This is a genomic window from Streptomyces axinellae (assembly GCF_039532135.1).
GTDB classification, from domain to species: Bacteria; Actinomycetota; Actinomycetes; order Streptomycetales; family Streptomycetaceae; genus Streptomyces; species Streptomyces axinellae.
In genome coordinates, this window is the sequence record NZ_BAAARJ010000004.1 from 264,484 (window position 1) to 280,596 (window position 16,113).

Consider the following 16,113-nt stretch of genomic DNA (forward strand, 5'->3'; position numbering starts at 1 on the left):
CCCTGGCCCGTCCCGGCATGCACGGCCACAGAGCTCTCGGATTCTCCGGCCACACGCCCGCACACGACGACGCGGCCCAAGGCCCAGCAGCGCGGCTCCGGTGGTCCGCCCGTACCGCGAACCGCCGTCACAGCAGGTGAGTGGCGTCCCCGACGACCGGCAGCACTCTGCGCACCAGACTCCCCACGGGGCCTTCCGGCGGTTCCATCGCCAGCGCGGCCCGCGTCACCGCCGCGGCGTCCGCGTCCCCGGCCGCCGTCGCGGTCAGTACGGCCACGAAGTGGTCCACCAGCCAGTCCCGCAGCTCGGGCAGCGGCGGCTGCTTCCCCTCGTCCAGCCAGATCAAGGACGCGGCCTCCACCGCGGCTATCCAGGTGCGCACGGTCAGCCGCAGGCGGGAGCGGGGGCGTCCGCTCGCGCCCAGGTGGGTCAGGATCTGCTCCGCCGCGTCCCGGCGCACCTCGTCCACGATCGCGTCCGTACGCGAGGTCTCCACCACGCTGCCGCCCTGGAGGAGCGCCATGAAGCCCGCATCATGCTCGTCCACGAAAGCGAGATAGCGGTCCAGCGCGCGGGCGAGGCGCGTGGTGAGGGGGCCGGTGTGCGGCTCGGCGAAGCAGCGCTCCAAATGGTCGGCGGCGCTGCGCAGTGCCGCCTCGTACAGCTGCTGCTTGCCGCCGGGGAAGTAGCGGTACACCAGCGGGCGGGAGACCCCGGCCGAGGTGGCCACATCGTCCAGCGACACGTCCTCGGGCGGGCGGCGGGCGAACAGGTCGAGCGCGTGCAGGAGCAGTTGGCTGCGCCGTTCGTCCACGCTCAGTCTGCGGTAGGCCGGGGCGGTGCCGCTGCTGCTCATGGAAAGCAGCGTATCCGCCGTTGAGGTGCACAGGTGTTCCCGTGCGCTCCAGGGCTCCCTCACGTGTGCTTCACCGGATGCTCCCTGAAAACTCCCGTCGCACCGGATGCTCCCCGAAAACCACCCGCACCGGATGCTGCCGGGAATCGGTCACCGCACGCGGCCACCGGAACGGAAGCGCTTCATCCGTCCCCTGCCGCGCTCTCCCATGGACCCGCCTCACTTCCCTTGACCGGCCTCACTTCGGCAGCAGTCCGGAGCTGACCCACAGCTTGCGGCCCACTCCCCGCAGGACACCTATCTCGTCCAGGAAGTCGGTCAGACGCCTGGCGCCGGACTGCATGACCTCGCGGCGGTGGCCGCTGGCCTTCACCTGGGCCATGGCATCCCGCTTGTCCAGGCCGATGTCCTCGTACACCTGCGGATTGACGAAGGAGATGGAGAAGACCCGGGCCGCCTCACCGGAGCTGATCCGGGTCAGCTCGGCCTCCCAGCGGGGGCACTTGACCATCTGACGGCGCAACTCCTCGCGCGCGTAGCGCACATGCCGGGCCTCCTCGATGACATGGATCCGCGTCACCCCCCGCACCAGCGGCTGCACCCGCTCGTCGGGGAAGGTCAGCCGCTGCATCCAGTCGAGTATCTCCTCGCCCAGCAGCGTCGCGGTGAACGAACCCGGCGTCGTGGAGACGGTCTTGAGGACGCGCGCGAGATTGTGGTGCAGCCGTGAGACGGGATAGGCGGGCGCGCCGCCGGTCTTGATCATGCGGGCGAACATCATCGAGTGCCGGCACTCGTCCGCGATCTCGGTGAGTGCGTAGCGCACATGATTGCTGGTCAGCGGCTTGTCGTAGATGTGCCGCACCAGCAGCTGCATCAAGATCACCTCGAACCAGATGCCCAGCGACGCGAGCGAGGCCGCCTCATGGCGGGCGAGGTCGAAGCGCTGCTCCTGGGACATCCGCTTCCACAGCGGTGTGTCGTAGAGCGAGACCAGCTCCGGGGGCCAGAACCACTTGCCGTCCTCGAACGGCGCGTCCCAGTCCAGCTCGGTGTCCGGGTCGAAGGAGTGCTTCCTTGAGGATTCGAGGAGCCGCTCGGCGACCTGCTCACGGTCCTTGAGCAGGCCGAGGGCGTCCCTGAGCACCTCGCGTTCCTCGGGGGCGATGTCAGGCGCTGTCGTCATGCTGGGGCACCTCTTTGTCGGTGTTACCGGCGGTCACGTCTCCTGCTCACTCTTATGAGACTGCTTGTCAGCAAGGACGTCAATCCCTCGCGCGCCGCTTGTTGACCGTGCGGTAACACGCGTGTGAGCCTGCCAACTACTCACCCGTGACGGGCAGTCCGTGAGTCGAAGGAGATGTCCGTGTCCCCACGTGACCTCTATACGCAACAGCCGGACAGCCCCTCTGGCAGGTGCCTGCCTCCGGAAGCGCGCGTTTCAGCTGGAAAGCCCTCTGGCCGGGACAGCGGAACGGTCCCGGCCGAGACCATCTCCTCGCCCTCTACCAGAAGGGCAAGGACAAGCAGTGGGACGGCCGGCGCCGCATCGACTGGGACCTGGAGGTCGATCCGTACGACCCCCTGGGCACCCCCGACGAGGCCATGACCCTCTACGGCACCTCGTACTGGGACAAGATGAACGAGGCCGAGCGCGGTGACCTTCGCCGGCACTACGCCTCCTGGCAGTTCAGCCAGTTCCTGCACGGCGAACAGGGCGCGATGGTGTGCGCCGCGCGCATCGTGGAGTCCGTCCCGGACCTGGACACGAAGTTCTACTCGGCCACCCGGACGATGGACGAGGCCCGGCACGCCGAGATCTACGGCCGCTTTCTCCGCGAGAAGGTCGGCATGCTCTATCCGATCAACGACAACCTCCAGGCGCTGCTGGGGGATACCCTGCGCGACTCCCGCTGGGACATGCCGTACCTGGGCATGCAGGTACTCATCGAGGGGCTGGCCCTGGCCGCCTTCGGCATGATCCGCGACACGACGGTCAAGCCGCTGCCCAAGCAGATCCTCGCCTACGTCATGCAGGACGAGGCCCGTCACGTCGCCTTCGGCCGGATGGCACTGCGCGACTACTACAAGCAGCTGTCCGAGGCGGAACTGCGCGAGCGCGAGGAGTTCGTCATCGAGGGCTGCTACCTGATGCGCGACCGTCTCAAGGGCTCGGAGGTGCTGGAGAGCTTCGGCATCCCCGAGGCCGAGGCCGAGACCTTCAGCGAACAGTCCGAGTATCTCCAGCTGTTCCGCCGCCTCCTCTTCAGCCGCATCGTGCCCTGCGTCCGCGACATCGGCCTGTGGGGCGAACGGCTCCAGCGCGCCTATGTCGATATGGGCGTCTTCGAGATGGGCGACCAGAACCTCGACCTGCTCATGGCCCAGGATGAGGAGGTGGCGGAGAAGCTGGACGCCGAGCGCTTCGCCGCCGAAGAAGCGGAACGCACCGCCGAGGTCGACGAGGCCATCGAGGAGGGCAGGAGCCAGGCATAACGGCACAGTCGCCCGGTCACGGAGGACTCCGGACGTGCGAGTGCCGAGAGGTTTCCCTGAGGGGACCGGCCCTCCGCGACGACAGCCTCACCGGAGCCCGGAACCAGAACCGGAGCCAGGAATGCGGAATCCGGAGCAAGGAAGCCGGATTCCGGATCCGGAGCGACGGGCCCGAGCCCGGTCCGGAGCCTGCGGCGGAGCCGGTTCGGCACCCGGCACCGGCGCCTGTTCAGCCGGCCAGACTGCGGACGGGCAGCAGGCAGTGAGCGGCGGACGCCATCATCTCCTCGCTCACGAACTCCCGGAGCGCGTCCTCAACGACGTTGGCGCCGGGCGCGCCCTCGGGCCAGGGGTCGGTCGCGAACATGAAGTAGACCTGCCCGCGCTGCCGCGCGGCGGTGATCCACTCGGGGGGCGCCGGATACTGCACGGTGAGCTTCGGCATCGTCAACACCGCCTGCCCGCCCTCGACCAGCAGGGTCACCGGAAGCCCCCGCCGGGCCGAACCGTCCACCACCTCCCCGCCCAAGGGGAGTCCCGCCTCGGTGATGACCTGCTTGGTCGCCGCCCTGGTGCCCTGGGGGCCCGCGGGCCCGTCACCGAGCGAGTAGGCCAGCAGGAATGCCATGTCCCTTCCGTCCTCGTACGCGCCGGCCCAGCCGATCACGGTGAGAGTGCCGAACTGCTGCTGCCGGAGGCCGCCCTGGGCGGTCTGGGGGATGGTCATGGACCGGCACCCTAGCGGCGATCAACGGTGACAGCCGCACCCGAATCACCCGCAATGACCACACTCGCGACGCGAGCACGCCACCGGGGGCACAGTCGCTCATCCGTACGTCTCCACCAGGCTGACGTTCTCTCCCCGGATGTGTCCCCGCGCTGCCCCGATGGCCCGGCGCGCTGGAACCCCACAGAGGGCTCGACTACGGTATGGAGTTAAACGGCTACACGTAGTGTTGCCGCGTTCTCCTTACTCGTACACGGTGGTGACACATGTCGAACTCCCGCCCCGCATCTCAGAAAACCCCCTCCCCGCGCGCACTTGTGCGCGCGGGACTGCTCGTCACGCTCGTCGGGGCCGCCTTCGCCTCCAGTGGCCCGGCGGCCATGGCGGCTGAGCAGGGCGGCGGCAAACCCGACGCCGCGGCGGGATTCAAGGCCGCCGCCGAGGGCCTCACGGCGCCGGTCTCCGGCACGGTGTACGGCCTCGGGCGCGGGCTGGGCGAGTCCCTGGTCGTGGCCAAGGAGATGCCCCTCAACCCGATGGCGGGCACCGGTACCGATCCGCTCAACAACGCCGTCGCCACCAAGGTCGCCGACTTCCGCGAGGTGAGCACCGCGGCCCTTACCGGACCCCTCGCCCGGGGTGCGTCGCTCACCGAACTGCCCCTGGCGGGTCCGGTGGCAGGCTCGTTGATCGACGCGTTGCCCCACTGAGTCCCGGCCGTGCTCGCGCGCGGGCGGCGCGAGCGCACACGAAGAAGCCACCGGCGCGAGCCGGTGGCTTCTCTATGCGGGCTGGAGAGCCCTGGGTGCTCAGCGGTTACCCACGCCGTTCCCGGCCAGGACCGGGATGTCGTTGAGGATGTGGGACAGCGGCTCGTCACCCTTGCCCTGCGAGGAGTTGTCGGCGCACTGCTGGTTCTGCGGGCTGGACAGAACGTTGATGTCCTGGACCGCGATCGGCACGAGGCCGACGAGCGAACCGACGTTGGCCTTGACCGGCAGGCCGAGGCAGAGCTTGTTGAGCGAGCCCTGGATGGCCTGGAACTGCGGGCTGCCGTTGCCGCGCGTGACGGCATTGCCGAAGCTCTGGCTGGCTCCGTTGCCGTTCACCGAGGTGGTGCCGGTGTCGTTGCCGACGGCCAGCGCCTGCGGGGCAGCCATCGCGGAGACGCCGACGAGCGAAACTGCCACCGTGGCGGTGGACAGCGTCTTCTTCATCATGGGTTCTACCGTTCTTCCTTGAAGGGTGCGGAAGCCTGGAACGTCGGGTTCAACTATCTTCCGCTTGCGGGGTTTTCCTTTTTCACCTGATTGGTGAATGTGTGCAGTGACCGCAGGAAATCAGTGCCGGACGGGACGTCTCACAACTTGACCGGAAGACCGCCCAGCAGGGGCAGCTGCGGGGGCTTTTCGGCGCCCAACAGGCTCTTTCCGGATTTGAGTTCGCCGCTCTTGGCGACGCCCTTCACGGTGTCCACCGCAGCGTCGAACTGCGGCCCGTCCACCGGTGCCACATCCAGAGTGTCGCTCCGAAGTGCCTGGTCGAGACCACCGTTGAGGCTGAAACCCTGTGCCGGGGCCGGCTCGTTCGCGAAGGCGGGGGCCGCGCCGCCCAGAGCCACTACGGACCCGACGACAACGGCGGCGGTCTTCTGGTGTTTCATGTTGGTGCTTCTCCCCGGAGGAGTTGTCGAGTGGCCAGCAATACGACGGAACGGCCCGGGAATTCGCAGGGCCCGGCATCTCCGGCGTCGCCCTTGCTAACGATCCCGCAGCGTGCCGGCAACTATGCGCCCACGCTTTTTCTCGGCCGAACCTCCCCACGCGGGGGAGGGCTCGAATACGGGCAGCGCCAGAACTCCGCAAATCCGACGAGCGGTCGGGGAGCCGACTCGGACGAGCCGGTCGCGGCGGAAAGCCGGAGGCGCGGGGACATGGGGATACGGGAAACGGTCCCCGGGCCCGGCCGCGATCGCGGCCGGGCCCGGGGAGGGGGTCAGCTTCGGCGGGTAGCGGAGCGGCGGTAGAGCACCACCCCGCCCAGCAGCGCACCGACGCCGAGGGCCGCCGCAATGCCGGTGCCCGACGAGCCCGTCTCGGCGAGGACGTCGGCGGTGTGCGCCTCTTCCGCCTGCTCGGCGGAGCGGGGCGCGGCTTCCCGGACCGGGGCGTCGGCGCGCTCCTGTGCGGGCTGGGCGGCCGGGGCACGCTCGGTGTCAGGACGTTCGGGGGACTGCGCCGCGGGCTTTTCCGCCGGCTGCTCCCGCACGCGCTCCGGTGCCTGCTCCGGCGCTTCCGCCGGCTTTTCGGCGGGCCGCGGGGCCGTCTTCTCCTCGGGCTTCTCCGTGCCCTTGTGGTGCCCGCCCTTGTGGTGCTCGGGAGTGCGCTGTGCGGAGTGGTTGGCGCAGCCGTTGCCGAATGTCGGGTTCAGCAGCCCGATCACGCTCACGGAATTCCCGCAGGCGTTTGCCGGGAGATGCACGGGTGCTTGGACGGAATTACCCGACAGTACCCCTGGGGAGCCCACAGCGCCGGAGTCGGCCTGGGAGTCGGCCTGTGCGTACCCGGCGACCCCGGCGAGAACACCGGTGGTGGCCGCTGCGGTCAAAAGGCTCCTGCTCAAGACCTTTCGCATGGTCTCTTCCTGCTCTCAGTGTGTTGCGGAAGGCGCGGAATCCTCAGATATCCCGTATCCGCGTCTCAGGAAACCGGACGGCTCCGGTGCGTGGGCTCCACGCCCCACGCACCGGAGCCGGTCCGAGCTGGTCCCGCGCACGAGGGGCGGGGGAGCGTCAGTCGTTGACGCAGGTGTTGCCGAACGCCGGGTTGAGCAGGCCGATCACGTTGATGGTGTTGCCACAGACGTTGACCGGGACGTGCACCGGAACCTGGATGACGTTGCCCGAGATGACGCCCGGCGAGTTCGCGGCGCCACCCTGCGCGCCGGAGTCGGCGAGCGCCGGCGCAGCGGCGGTACCCAGAGCCATCAGCGTACCTGCGGCGACGGTCGCGACCTTCGTGTACTTCACGTGGGGAGTCCTTTCTTGAGCGGGTTTCGTAGGACCACGGATTTCGCAGGTCCACGAGTGCTGGCTGATCGCCCGCAACTCCGCTGTCGCCATTCGTAACGAGGCCAGGATCCGTACGACACGAATAATGCGGAATTCCCTCAGGTCTCGCTCAGGTGGCGTAATGATATTTCTGCCGGGCCTTACTCAGGGTGAGGCGGAGCGCCCGGCGGATGACCGCGAATTGGGATAGTGATATTGCCGGGCGATGTGGGTGGAATATTCGCGCGGGAACAGCGGAAGGCCCGGAGTGCCTGACGCACTCCGGGCCTCGCCCGCGTTTCGATCCGGCCTGTGCCGGGGTGGGCTCAGCGGTTGCCGGCGCCGTTGCCCGAGAGGATCGGGATGTCGTCCAGAATGTGCGAGAGCGGCTCGTCACCCTTGGCCTGGGTGGAGTTCTCGGTGCACTGCTGGTTCTGCGGGCTGGACAGGACATTGATGTCCTGGACTGCGATCGGCACCAGGCCCACGAGGGAACCGGCGTTGACCTTGGCCGGCAGGCCGATGCAGGGCTTGTTGAGCGAGCCCTGGATCAGCGCGAACTGCGGGCTCATGTTGCCGTGCGTGGCGGAGTTGCCGTATGCCTGGGCCGCGCCATTGCCGTTGACCGTCGTGGTGCCGTGGTCATTGCCCACGGCCATGGCCTGGGGTGCGGCCACGCCGACAATGGCGGTCGCCGCCGCTGCGGTGGCCAGCGCGTTCTTGATCATTACTTAGTCCTCCTGATGTGGAGCTCAGACGCGGAGCGCACTGGACAACTCGGCCGGACGCCGTTGGTTGCGCAGGTTCACCCGGACGACATGAGGTGATCCGATGCATCCGCTCATCACCCCGGCCTTCGCTATCGCCCCCCCGCCGACGGGCTGTTGGCGTGGCGGAGCTGTTTTCCCGCGGCATCCGGTTGCGCCTCGCGATGCGCGGCATCCGGCATCCGGCGCCCGGAATCCGGTTCGGCTCTCCGGCCTTTGGCATCCGGCGCCGCGTGCCCGCTTTCCGTCGTGCGGCTGGGCCGATCGGCGGAAGGCGGACGGGCGGCCGTGCCCGTATTCCAGGCGCCGCGTTCAGCAGTCCGCGGCGCCAGGTCGGGGCCGCGATTGATTTTGGAGGAGCACTCCGTGAAGACCACGAAGAAGGCCGCTTTGGTCATGGCAACCGCGGGCATGGCGGTGGGAGCCGGTGCGGGTGCCGCGTCCGCCGACGCGGGGGCTGCCGCGGGGGCCAAGAACTCCGCCGGCGCGGTCTCCGGCAACGCCATCGAGGCACCCATCAACATCCCGCTCCAGGTCGTCGGCAACACCATCGACATCGTCGGGCTGCTGAACCCCGCCTTCGGGAACACCGGGGTCAACAACTGACCAGTGATCCCCGTCCCCCGCCGGGGGGACGGCCCGTGCTTCCCGCCGAGGGAACAGACGGACCCGAAGGGCCCCGCACCTGGTGACTCACCAGATGCGGGGCCCTTCGGGCATTCGGACACGGGTCCCGCCGCACCGCTTCCCGGCCGCGAGGGAAGCCGCCCGCCCCGTTCGGCGCATCCGTACCTGCTGGGTGAGCCAGGGGCTGTAAGCCTGGAGAGGCCGGAGAGAGCGCACGTACGGCGGGAGCGGGCACGGGCACGGGAGGAGGACGGTCATGAGCGCGTCGGTCGTTGTGGGCGTGGACGGTTCCTCTTCGAGCCTGGAGGCGGTGGACGCGGCGGCCCGTGAGGCAAGGCTTCGCGGAACCTCGCTGCGCGTCGTGCACGCGTTCGTATGGCCTACGCTGAAAGTGCCGCTGGGGCCCTCTGTGATGGGCTCGCCCGAAGGCGGGATGCGCACCCTCGCCGACAAGACCGCACAGGACGCCGCCGCGCGTGCCAGGAAGGCCCAGCCCGAGATCGAGGTCTCCTACTCCGTTGTCCCGGGGGCGCCGGTCTCCGTGCTCACCGAGGAGTCGCGGGACGCCTGCCTGGTCGTCGTCGGCACCCGGGGGCTGGGCGGCTTCACCGGATTGCTCGTCGGATCCGTGGCGGTGCACCTCGCCGCGCACGCCACCTGCCCCGTGCTGGTGACCCGGGGACGGAAGGGGCCCGGGGGGCCGGTGCTGCTGGGGGTGGACGGGTCCGAGGTCGGGGACGCCGCGGTGGGCTGGGCGTTCGCCGAAGCCGCGCGGCGCAAGGCCGGACTTGTCGCGCTGCACAGCTGGGACAACTGGACCGGCCTACCTGTGGCGCTCGGCCCCGGCGTGCAGGTGCCTTCCGTCTACGACCCCGTCAAGCTCAGGGAGGAGCAGGAGCGGGTCCTGTCGCTGGCGTTGTCCGGGTGGCGCGAGAAATACCCGGAGGTGACCGTCACGCCCCGCCTCGTGCAGGACTACAGCAGGCAGGCACTGATCGAGGCCAGCGAGGAGTCCCAGCTCGTCGTTGTCGGCGCACGCGGCAGGGGAGGGTTCACGGGGCTGCTGCTCGGCTCGGTCAGCCAGGCGGTCCTGCACCACGCGCACTGCCCCGTGGTGGTCGTACGCGCACACCGGGAGCACGGGCGCGGGGAGGGGCACGGTCATGGCCTGTGGCGCCATGGGGGAGGCGGGGAGGGCTGAGGGGCGGGTGCGCGGGGGCGGGCAGGCGTTGATCACGAGTAGGTCACTTCTCGTTGATCCCGTGAACAGGCGGCACGCGTGGGGCATTCTGCCGGGACGCGGACCGTGGGGTTCCGGGAACCGGAGCCCCACGGTCAGGCCCGTCCCACTTCCCTACCCCGGCCCGCTCGTTCCAGGTCCCGACTCCGGCCCCACGTCTCACGGTCCGGACACAGGAGTTACGCCATGCCGCGCCGATGCCTGCCCGCGCCCGCCATGGCCCTCGCGGTTGCGCTCGTTCTGGGGACGGCCGCCTGTGACCGTGGTACCGAGGGCCGGGCGGAGGGGAGCGTGTCCGGCCAGGGCGCCCGTGAGCGAGGAACGCCGCACGCGGGTGGCCGCCCCCAGGCGCGCGGGGCGGTGACCGTCGCCCGGGCCGAGCGGCTCCTCGACCGCTACGAGCGGCTCGTCAACAAGGCCAACAAGGCCCGGAACATCGCCCTCCTCGCTCAGGCCGAGGCGGGCAACGCGCTGGAACGGTCGCGGGCCGGATACGAGCAGTACCAGGCCCTTTCGCGGCGTGAACGGGCGGCTGCGACACGGCCGTTCAGCTATCGGAACCGGATCTTCCATATACCCGCCGGTGCCGACTGGTTCCTGGTCACCGCCACGCGGACGCCTCGGGAGCCCCCCGGTGCGCCCGAGGCGTCCACCGCCTCCCGGCGCCCCGCCGGCGTGCTCCTGTTCGCCAACAGAAACGGCCACTGGCGGCTGCGCGCGGCGCTCGAACTCCAGGCCGGGCGGCTGCCCCGGCTGGCCGAGGACGCGGAGGGCCTGGCACGCACCGTTTCCACCGCCGCCACGAGCGGCGAGCTGAGCGCGGAGGACATACCCGCGGCATACGAAGACCTCTGGCAGACCGGCGGCAAGGACGAGGCGGCGACGCTGGCGCCGAACCCCGTGACACGGGAGGCGCGTTCGACCTACCGGGACCGCGATGACGCACTCGGTGCGCAGGGGGCGCACAAGCGCTTCATCCCGCGCGCGCCCCGCTACGGCGACAGCTACGCGCTGCGCACCGCCGACGGAGGGGTGCTCGCGCTCGTGCCCCTCGCACACGAACAGCGGCTGCGCGTCACCCGTCCGGGGCTGCAACTCACCCCCTCCGCCGAAGAGGCTGTCTACGACGCCGCGCCCCGCACCGTCATCGTCACCACCTTCCACGGCCAGGCCCTCGTCCGGCTGCCCCCGCGCGGTGCCCCGGTGATGCTGGCCGCGAAGTACGCGCTGGTGGGCTCGCGGTGAGCCGTCCGGCGGCTGCCCGGCCGTCCTGTGCGCGCTGTTGACGGTTGCCGCCGATCACCGTGCGTACACCCTCAAGCCCGTGCTCGACTGCGCCGGACGCTCGGCGGTCGCACGTCAGCCGGACGGCTCGTACCGTTGCTACGACCGCTGTGCCGGGCGGTCGCAGACGGGCAACAGATGCGGGCGGACGGATGCTGAGCGGAGCCCGAAGACCTAGGCTCCGGGGGGCGAAGGTCATGACGGGGGAGATTCATATGTCGTTGCAAAAGGGCGCCAACGCGCCGATACCGCATGCCAGGGTCCGGGTCGAGCTGGGCTGGCAGGCAGCGCCCGGGACGCCTGATGTGGACGCGTCCGCACTGCTGCTCACGGCGGCCGGGAAGGTGCGGTCGGACGACGACTTCGTGTTCTACAACCAACCGGTGCACCGTGGCGGCGCCGTACGCCACGAAGGCAAGCGGCAGCGTCAGGACGGCGCGGGCGCGGGCATGATCGAGACGCTGGGAGTGGAACTTTCCGCGGTGGAGCGGGAGATCGGGACGGTGGTGCTCGCGGCTTCCACCGACGGCACTTTCGGCCAGGTGTCCGGCCTGTTCGTACGCGTGCTGGACGCGGACAGTGGTGCGGAGGCGGCGCGCTTCGATGCCTCGGGTGCCACGTCGGAGACGGCGTTCGTGCTCGGGGAGCTGTACCGGCGAAACGATGCGTGGAAGTTCCGCGCGGTGGGCCAGGGGTACGCCTCCGGCCTGGCGGGGCTCGCCACCGACTTCGGCATCTCCGTCGACGAGCCCGCCTCGCCCGCGCCACCCGTCCCGCCCACCCCGTCCGTCGCGCCCTCCGCACCCGTCACCCCCTCCGCGCCCGCATCCTCCGCACCCGCGCGGCAGGCGCCGCCCGCACCGGCCCTCCCCGGCACGCTTGCGCCGCCTTCGCCGCCGCCCTTCGCGCAGGCCCCGGCACCGACGCAGGCCCCGGCTCCGACTCAGGCGCGACCGGTGCGGCTGTCGAAGATCACGTTGACGAAGGAAGCGCCCGCGGTGTCGCTGACCAAGCAGGGCGCCACGTCAGGGGCCATGCGCGTCAACCTCACCTGGAGCGCCCGTAAGCCGCCCCGTGGCTGGCTCAAAAAGGGGAAGGGCGCCGTCCGGCTGGAGGACGTCGATCTGGACCTCTCCTGCCTGTGGGAGTTGCAGAACGGCGCGACGGGCATCGTCCACCCCATCGAGAACAAGTTCGGCTCATACGACCAGCCGCCCTACATCCGCCTGGACCAGGACGACCGCACCGGCTCAAGTGCGACCGGCGAGAACCTCGTCATCAACCTCGACCACGCGGCCGAGATCAAGCGCATCCTCGTGTTCGTGGTCATCTACGCGGGCGCGTCGGACTTCGCCGGCCTGGACGGGGTCGCCACGCTGTACCCGCCGGCCGGCCCGCCGATCGAGATGCACCTGGACGAGTGCACCGTCCCCTCGCAGGTCGCCGCGATCGCCCTGATCGAGAACGTGGGCGGCGAACTGGGCGTCCGTCGAGAGGCGAAGTACCTCGTGCGCCCGCCCGGCATCCTCAAGCAGCAGTCAGCGGATCTGGCGTACGGCTGGGGGATGACCTGGCACGCGGCCGGCAAGAGCTGATCGCCCTCCTCATCCCCGCCGCACGACACGCCTGTTGGGCCCCGGCCCGACCGCATGCTGTCCCGGGGCGCGACGCCCCGGGACAGCATGCTGACGCTCACGCCCGTCGGCCGCCGTCCACCGACAGCGCGATCCCGGTGACGTAGGAGGCGGCGTCCGAGCAGAGCCAGGCTGCTGCCGCTGCGGCCTCCTCCGGTGCGGCCATCCGGCCGAGCGGAGTGATCGACTCCTGCATCGCGATCAGATCGGTGCCGGCCGCCACCCTCTCGAACCCGGGTGTACGGGTCGGGCCGGGGCAGACGGCGTTGACGCGGACGCCCCGTGGTGCGTAATCGACCGCGGCGACCTTGGTGAGCCCGACGATGCCGTGCTTGGCGGCGACATAGGCGGGGGCGGTCGGGATCGCGTACAAGCCCCCGTTGGAGGCGACGTTGACGATCGCGCCGCCGCCTTCGAGCAGGGGCAGCTCGTACTTCATGCACAGAAAGGTTCCGGCCAGGTTGACCTGGACCACCCGCTCGAATTCCGCCAGTGTCATCTGATCGAGCTGCCGGTGGTGCGAGTCCAGGCCCGCGTTGTTCACGGCGAAGTGCAGCCCGCCGAACGCCGCGACCGTGCGCTCGACGGCCTCCCGCACCGCGCGTTCGTCGGCGATGTCAGCGGTGACGGCCAGCGCCTCCCCGCCGTCCGCCCTGATCAGTTCTGCCGTCTCGGCCGCCGAGTTCCCGTCGATGTCGAGTACCGCGACCGCGGCGCCGCTGCGGGCGAACTCCAGCGCCGCCGCGCGGCCGATGCCGCTGCCGGCGCCGGTGACCAGCCCCGCCTTACGGGTGACGTCGCTCACGCCAGCACCTCGTGGTTCGCCCAGGCGACCTTGTACGGGTGCCGCGCCTGCCAGCCTTGGATGACCTCGTGCAGGCCGGGCGCGGTGAACGCCTTCGCCAGGGTGTCGGTGTCGGCCACGGTGAACCGCACGATCGCGGACGCGACCAGCGCCGGAATAGCCTCCTCGCCGGGGACGGGGAGGTGCCGACTGGCTACGGCAGACTCCACGAGACCGCTGTCGAGCATGACCCGTTTGATATCTGCGAGGTATTGGTCGAGTGCGGTATCAGGTAGCGGCTGATCGAAGGAAACAATCATTGTGTGGTGAATCATGTGGCAATCTTCGGCGAATTGAACGGCCCGCGTCCAAGACCGATTCGGCACCCGGCGATAACCTGTAGGCATGGCCGAACTGGAGACCCGAGAGCTTGAGTACTTCATCGCCGTCGCCGACGAGCTGCACTTCGGCCGGGCCGCCGCCCGGCTCTCGATCGCCCAGCCGGCGCTGTCGAAGGCGATCCGGCGGATCGAGACCCGCCTCGGCGTCGCGCTGTTCATCCGCTCCAGCCGGCACGTCGAGCTGACTCCGGCCGGGGAGGCGCTGCTGGAACACGGGCGGCACGCGCTCAACGCGGTCGGCGCCGCCGTCCGCAAGGCCCGGCGCGCTGGTGATGCCGAAGCCCCCTTGCGGCTCGTGCTCAAACCCGGCGGCGACGCCGGCCTGCTCTCCGGACTCCTGGCCGAGTACGCCCACCAGCCCGACGCCCGCCGGGTGGACATCCTCTTCAGCGGCCCCGCCGACCGCACCGACTTCCTGCGGGACGGCCGGGCCGATGTCGGCCTGCTCTACGCGCCGTTCGACGACCTCGACGGCCTGGACCACGAGACGCTGCACATCGAGGACCGCGTGGTCATCCTCCCCTCCGGACACCGGCTGGCCGGGCGCGCCACGGTGCGGATGTCCGATCTGGCAGGAGAGACGCTGCCCCGCTGGAAAGGCGTGCCCGGAGGCGACGGTTCCGGTCCCGAGGTCGCCGACGCGGTCCAGCTGCTCCACATGATCAGGATGAACCGGATGATCGGGGTGCTGCCCCGCTCCCTGGCCGACCCGGCCCCCGCCGGACTGGTCCGCGTCCCCGTGACCGACGCGCCGCCCAGCCGCCTCGTGCTCGCCTGGAACGAGCAGGACCGTCGTCCGCTGGTCGCGTCGTTCGTGGCCGCCGCGCTCGGGCAGCGCCCGCAGGTGAGTCGTCCGGACGTGAGCCGTTCGGACGCGAGCCGTTCGGACGCGAGCCGTTCGGACGTGAGCCGTTCGCACGTGAGCCGTCCGGACGTGAACCCTTCGCACGTGAGTCGCCCGGACGGCGCGGAACCGGAGGTGTCGGCCGGCCCGGCGAATCACGGGGCCGTCGCGGAAGGGGCCCGGTGAGCCGGCCCCTGGACACCCGGGATGTCGGCCGGGGAGGCCGGCCGGGCGCGCTCCCCTCCGGTCAGATGCCCAGCACGCGGCGGGCGTTGAGGTGGGCGATCTTCTCCCTGGCCTCGGGCGTGAGGTCCGCCTTCTCGATCGCGGCGACCGCTTCGGCGGTCTCCTCGTACGGGTAGTCGATCGCGAACATGACCGCGTCGGCCCCGACGGTCAGCACGGCGGCCTGCACGGCCTCCGGGGCCGGCACGCCGCTCGTGGTGATCAGGATGTTGCTTCCGATGTACTGCGACGGCATCCGTTCGAGCGGTTTCTCCACCCGCAGTGTGCGGTAGCGCGAGTCGAGGCGGGAGCGCTGGAACGGCAGGAACTCGCCCAGGTGCCCGAGGATCAGGGTCGCGGCGGGGTGCCGGTCGAAGACGCCGGAGTAGATCAGCCGCATGGCGTGGCCCCCGGTCTCCGCCTGCCAGCTCCAACTGGCCCCGTACATCTCGGGTCGCCCGCGCATCACGTGCCACTCGTCGTACGGCAGCGACCCGGGGTGGAGATACAGCGGCACACCGAGTTCTTCGAGCGCGCTCCACACCTCGTCATACTCCCGGTCGTCCAGGTAGCGGCCGTGGGTATGGTCGTTGACCAGGGCTCCCCTGAACCCGAGCTGTCTGACGCAGCGTTCGAGTTCGGCCACGGCTGCCGCGGGATCCTGGAGCGGCAGGGCGGCGAACCCGCGGAACCGGGTCGGGTGCCGGGCGACGGTCTCGGCGAGGTGGTCGTTGGCGAAGCGCGCGTGGGCGACGGCGGTGGCGGCGTCGGTGTCGGCTTGGACGCCGGGCACGCTCAGCGACAGGACCTGGATGTCGATGCCGTGCGCGTCCATGTCGGGAAGACGGAGTTCCTCGAAGTCGCCCAGGCGTCGCGCGCAATGTCCGGCGTACTGGTCGGTGGCCCGGATCCGGATCCGCATGGGCGCCGGGGCCTGGCGCACGGCCGGCTCCGGGATGATGAAGGCTTCTTCCAGCGCGATGTAGGTCATGACAAGGCTCCTTCGTCGGCACGAGCCCGGCTCCCGGCCACGGGTGGAAGTGCTGGAGGAGATGTACGGCGCAGGCAGCGGGGTGCTGCGGGCGGCGCTGCCACGGCTGGTCGGTAAAGGACCGGCGATCTTCGCGCCGCAACAGGGGTTCCGGTGATCACCGTCTCCCCGGAGCGCCCGCTGGAGCT

The 16,113-nt window shown here is 70.2% G+C and carries 18 protein-coding genes and 2 pseudogenes; 8 read left to right on the top strand and 12 right to left on the bottom strand.

The genetic code is table 11. The annotated features are described in order from the left end of the window. Positions 1-127 precede the first annotated feature (127 nt). The gene (locus ABD339_RS07630; RefSeq protein WP_344563505.1) at positions 128-856 is read right to left on the bottom strand and encodes a TetR/AcrR family transcriptional regulator; all 729 of its coding nucleotides are present in this window, start codon (positions 854-856) and stop codon (positions 128-130) included. Between the two features lie 238 nt (positions 857-1,094). Further along, on the bottom strand, positions 1,095-2,042 hold the full coding sequence (locus ABD339_RS07635; protein ID WP_344563507.1) for an AurF N-oxygenase family protein: 948 nt from the start codon (positions 2,040-2,042) through the stop codon (positions 1,095-1,097). Positions 2,043-2,272: 230 nt separating this feature from the next. Here ABD339_RS07635 and ABD339_RS07640 point away from each other — a divergent pair, with 230 nt between their 5' ends. Beyond that, positions 2,273-3,352, top strand: coding sequence for a ferritin-like domain-containing protein (locus ABD339_RS07640; protein ID WP_344563509.1), 1,080 nt, complete (start codon positions 2,273-2,275; stop codon positions 3,350-3,352). A 229-nt stretch (positions 3,353-3,581) separates the two neighbouring features. On the opposite strand, the gene ABD339_RS07645 is transcribed toward ABD339_RS07640, so the two are convergent. Further along, on the bottom strand, positions 3,582-4,079 hold the full coding sequence (locus tag ABD339_RS07645) for a DUF5949 family protein (protein ID WP_344563511.1): 498 nt from the start codon (positions 4,077-4,079) through the stop codon (positions 3,582-3,584). A gap of 266 nt (positions 4,080-4,345) precedes the next feature. On the opposite strand from ABD339_RS07645, the gene ABD339_RS07650 reads away from it, so the two are divergent. Then, positions 4,346-4,789, top strand: coding sequence for a hypothetical protein (locus ABD339_RS07650; RefSeq protein WP_344563513.1), 444 nt, complete (start codon positions 4,346-4,348; stop codon positions 4,787-4,789). A gap of 99 nt (positions 4,790-4,888) precedes the next feature. Here ABD339_RS07650 and ABD339_RS07655 read toward each other — a convergent pair whose 3' ends face one another. The 6 genes and pseudogenes from ABD339_RS07655 to ABD339_RS07675 form a co-directional block, all read right to left on the bottom strand. Further along, complete coding sequence (locus tag ABD339_RS07655) at positions 4,889-5,299, bottom strand: rodlin (protein WP_425575921.1); 411 nt, start codon at positions 5,297-5,299, stop codon at positions 4,889-4,891. A gap of 140 nt (positions 5,300-5,439) precedes the next feature. Further along, positions 5,440-5,742 (bottom strand): hypothetical protein, encoded by a 303-nt coding sequence (locus tag ABD339_RS07660; protein ID WP_344563515.1) that lies wholly within the window; start codon positions 5,740-5,742, stop codon positions 5,440-5,442. 332 nt (positions 5,743-6,074) lie between these two features. Beyond that, positions 6,075-6,527 (bottom strand): LPXTG cell wall anchor domain-containing protein, encoded by a 453-nt coding sequence (locus tag ABD339_RS07665; RefSeq protein WP_425575934.1) that lies wholly within the window; start codon positions 6,525-6,527, stop codon positions 6,075-6,077. A gap of 9 nt (positions 6,528-6,536) precedes the next feature. Then, positions 6,537-6,713 (bottom strand): annotated as a pseudogene (locus ABD339_RS33725) (chaplin); the annotation flags it as partial. A 157-nt stretch (positions 6,714-6,870) separates the two neighbouring features. After that, positions 6,871-7,107 carry a chaplin gene (locus ABD339_RS07670; protein WP_344563519.1) on the bottom strand — a complete coding sequence of 79 codons (237 nt, stop codon included), beginning with the start codon at positions 7,105-7,107 and terminating at the stop codon, positions 6,871-6,873. Between the two features lie 347 nt (positions 7,108-7,454). Then, a complete protein-coding gene (locus ABD339_RS07675; protein WP_344563521.1) occupies positions 7,455-7,856 on the bottom strand; it encodes a rodlin in 402 nt (133 codons plus the stop codon). Positions 7,857-8,261: 405 nt separating this feature from the next. Here ABD339_RS07675 and ABD339_RS07680 point away from each other — a divergent pair, with 405 nt between their 5' ends. From ABD339_RS07680 to ABD339_RS07695, 4 genes are all read left to right on the top strand, one after another. Next, the gene (locus tag ABD339_RS07680) at positions 8,262-8,501 is read left to right on the top strand and encodes a chaplin (protein ID WP_344563523.1); all 240 of its coding nucleotides are present in this window, start codon (positions 8,262-8,264) and stop codon (positions 8,499-8,501) included. Positions 8,502-8,778: 277 nt separating this feature from the next. Further along, complete coding sequence (locus ABD339_RS07685) at positions 8,779-9,723, top strand: universal stress protein (RefSeq protein ID WP_344563525.1); 945 nt, start codon at positions 8,779-8,781, stop codon at positions 9,721-9,723. A 225-nt stretch (positions 9,724-9,948) separates the two neighbouring features. After that, the gene (locus tag ABD339_RS07690; RefSeq protein ID WP_344563527.1) at positions 9,949-11,007 is read left to right on the top strand and encodes a DUF8094 domain-containing protein; all 1,059 of its coding nucleotides are present in this window, start codon (positions 9,949-9,951) and stop codon (positions 11,005-11,007) included. Positions 11,008-11,261: 254 nt separating this feature from the next. Continuing rightward, positions 11,262-12,641 (top strand): TerD family protein, encoded by a 1,380-nt coding sequence (locus tag ABD339_RS07695; RefSeq protein ID WP_344563529.1) that lies wholly within the window; start codon positions 11,262-11,264, stop codon positions 12,639-12,641. A gap of 97 nt (positions 12,642-12,738) precedes the next feature. On the opposite strand, the gene ABD339_RS07700 is transcribed toward ABD339_RS07695, so the two are convergent. Both ABD339_RS07700 and ABD339_RS07705 read right to left on the bottom strand, forming a co-directional pair. Then, on the bottom strand, positions 12,739-13,485 hold the full coding sequence (locus tag ABD339_RS07700; RefSeq protein WP_344563531.1) for an SDR family NAD(P)-dependent oxidoreductase: 747 nt from the start codon (positions 13,483-13,485) through the stop codon (positions 12,739-12,741). Continuing rightward, positions 13,482-13,799: a hypothetical protein gene (locus ABD339_RS07705; protein ID WP_344563533.1), complete on the bottom strand. Its 318-nt coding sequence runs from the start codon at positions 13,797-13,799 to the stop codon at positions 13,482-13,484. The genes ABD339_RS07700 and ABD339_RS07705 overlap by 4 nt, the downstream gene beginning before the upstream one ends. Before the next feature lie 70 nt (positions 13,800-13,869). On the opposite strand from ABD339_RS07705, the pseudogene ABD339_RS07710 reads away from it, so the two are divergent. Beyond that, positions 13,870-14,700 (top strand): annotated as a pseudogene (locus tag ABD339_RS07710) (LysR family transcriptional regulator); the annotation flags it as partial. A gap of 256 nt (positions 14,701-14,956) precedes the next feature. On the opposite strand, the gene ABD339_RS07715 reads toward ABD339_RS07710, so the two are convergent. Then, positions 14,957-15,925, bottom strand: coding sequence for an amidohydrolase family protein (locus tag ABD339_RS07715; RefSeq protein WP_344563535.1), 969 nt, complete (start codon positions 15,923-15,925; stop codon positions 14,957-14,959). Between ABD339_RS07715 and ABD339_RS07720 the strand changes: the two genes are divergently transcribed. Continuing rightward, positions 15,924-16,082, top strand: coding sequence for a hypothetical protein (locus ABD339_RS07720; protein WP_344563537.1), 159 nt, complete (start codon positions 15,924-15,926; stop codon positions 16,080-16,082). The genes ABD339_RS07715 and ABD339_RS07720 overlap by 2 nt on opposite strands. The last annotated feature ends 31 nt before the right edge of the window (positions 16,083-16,113 follow it).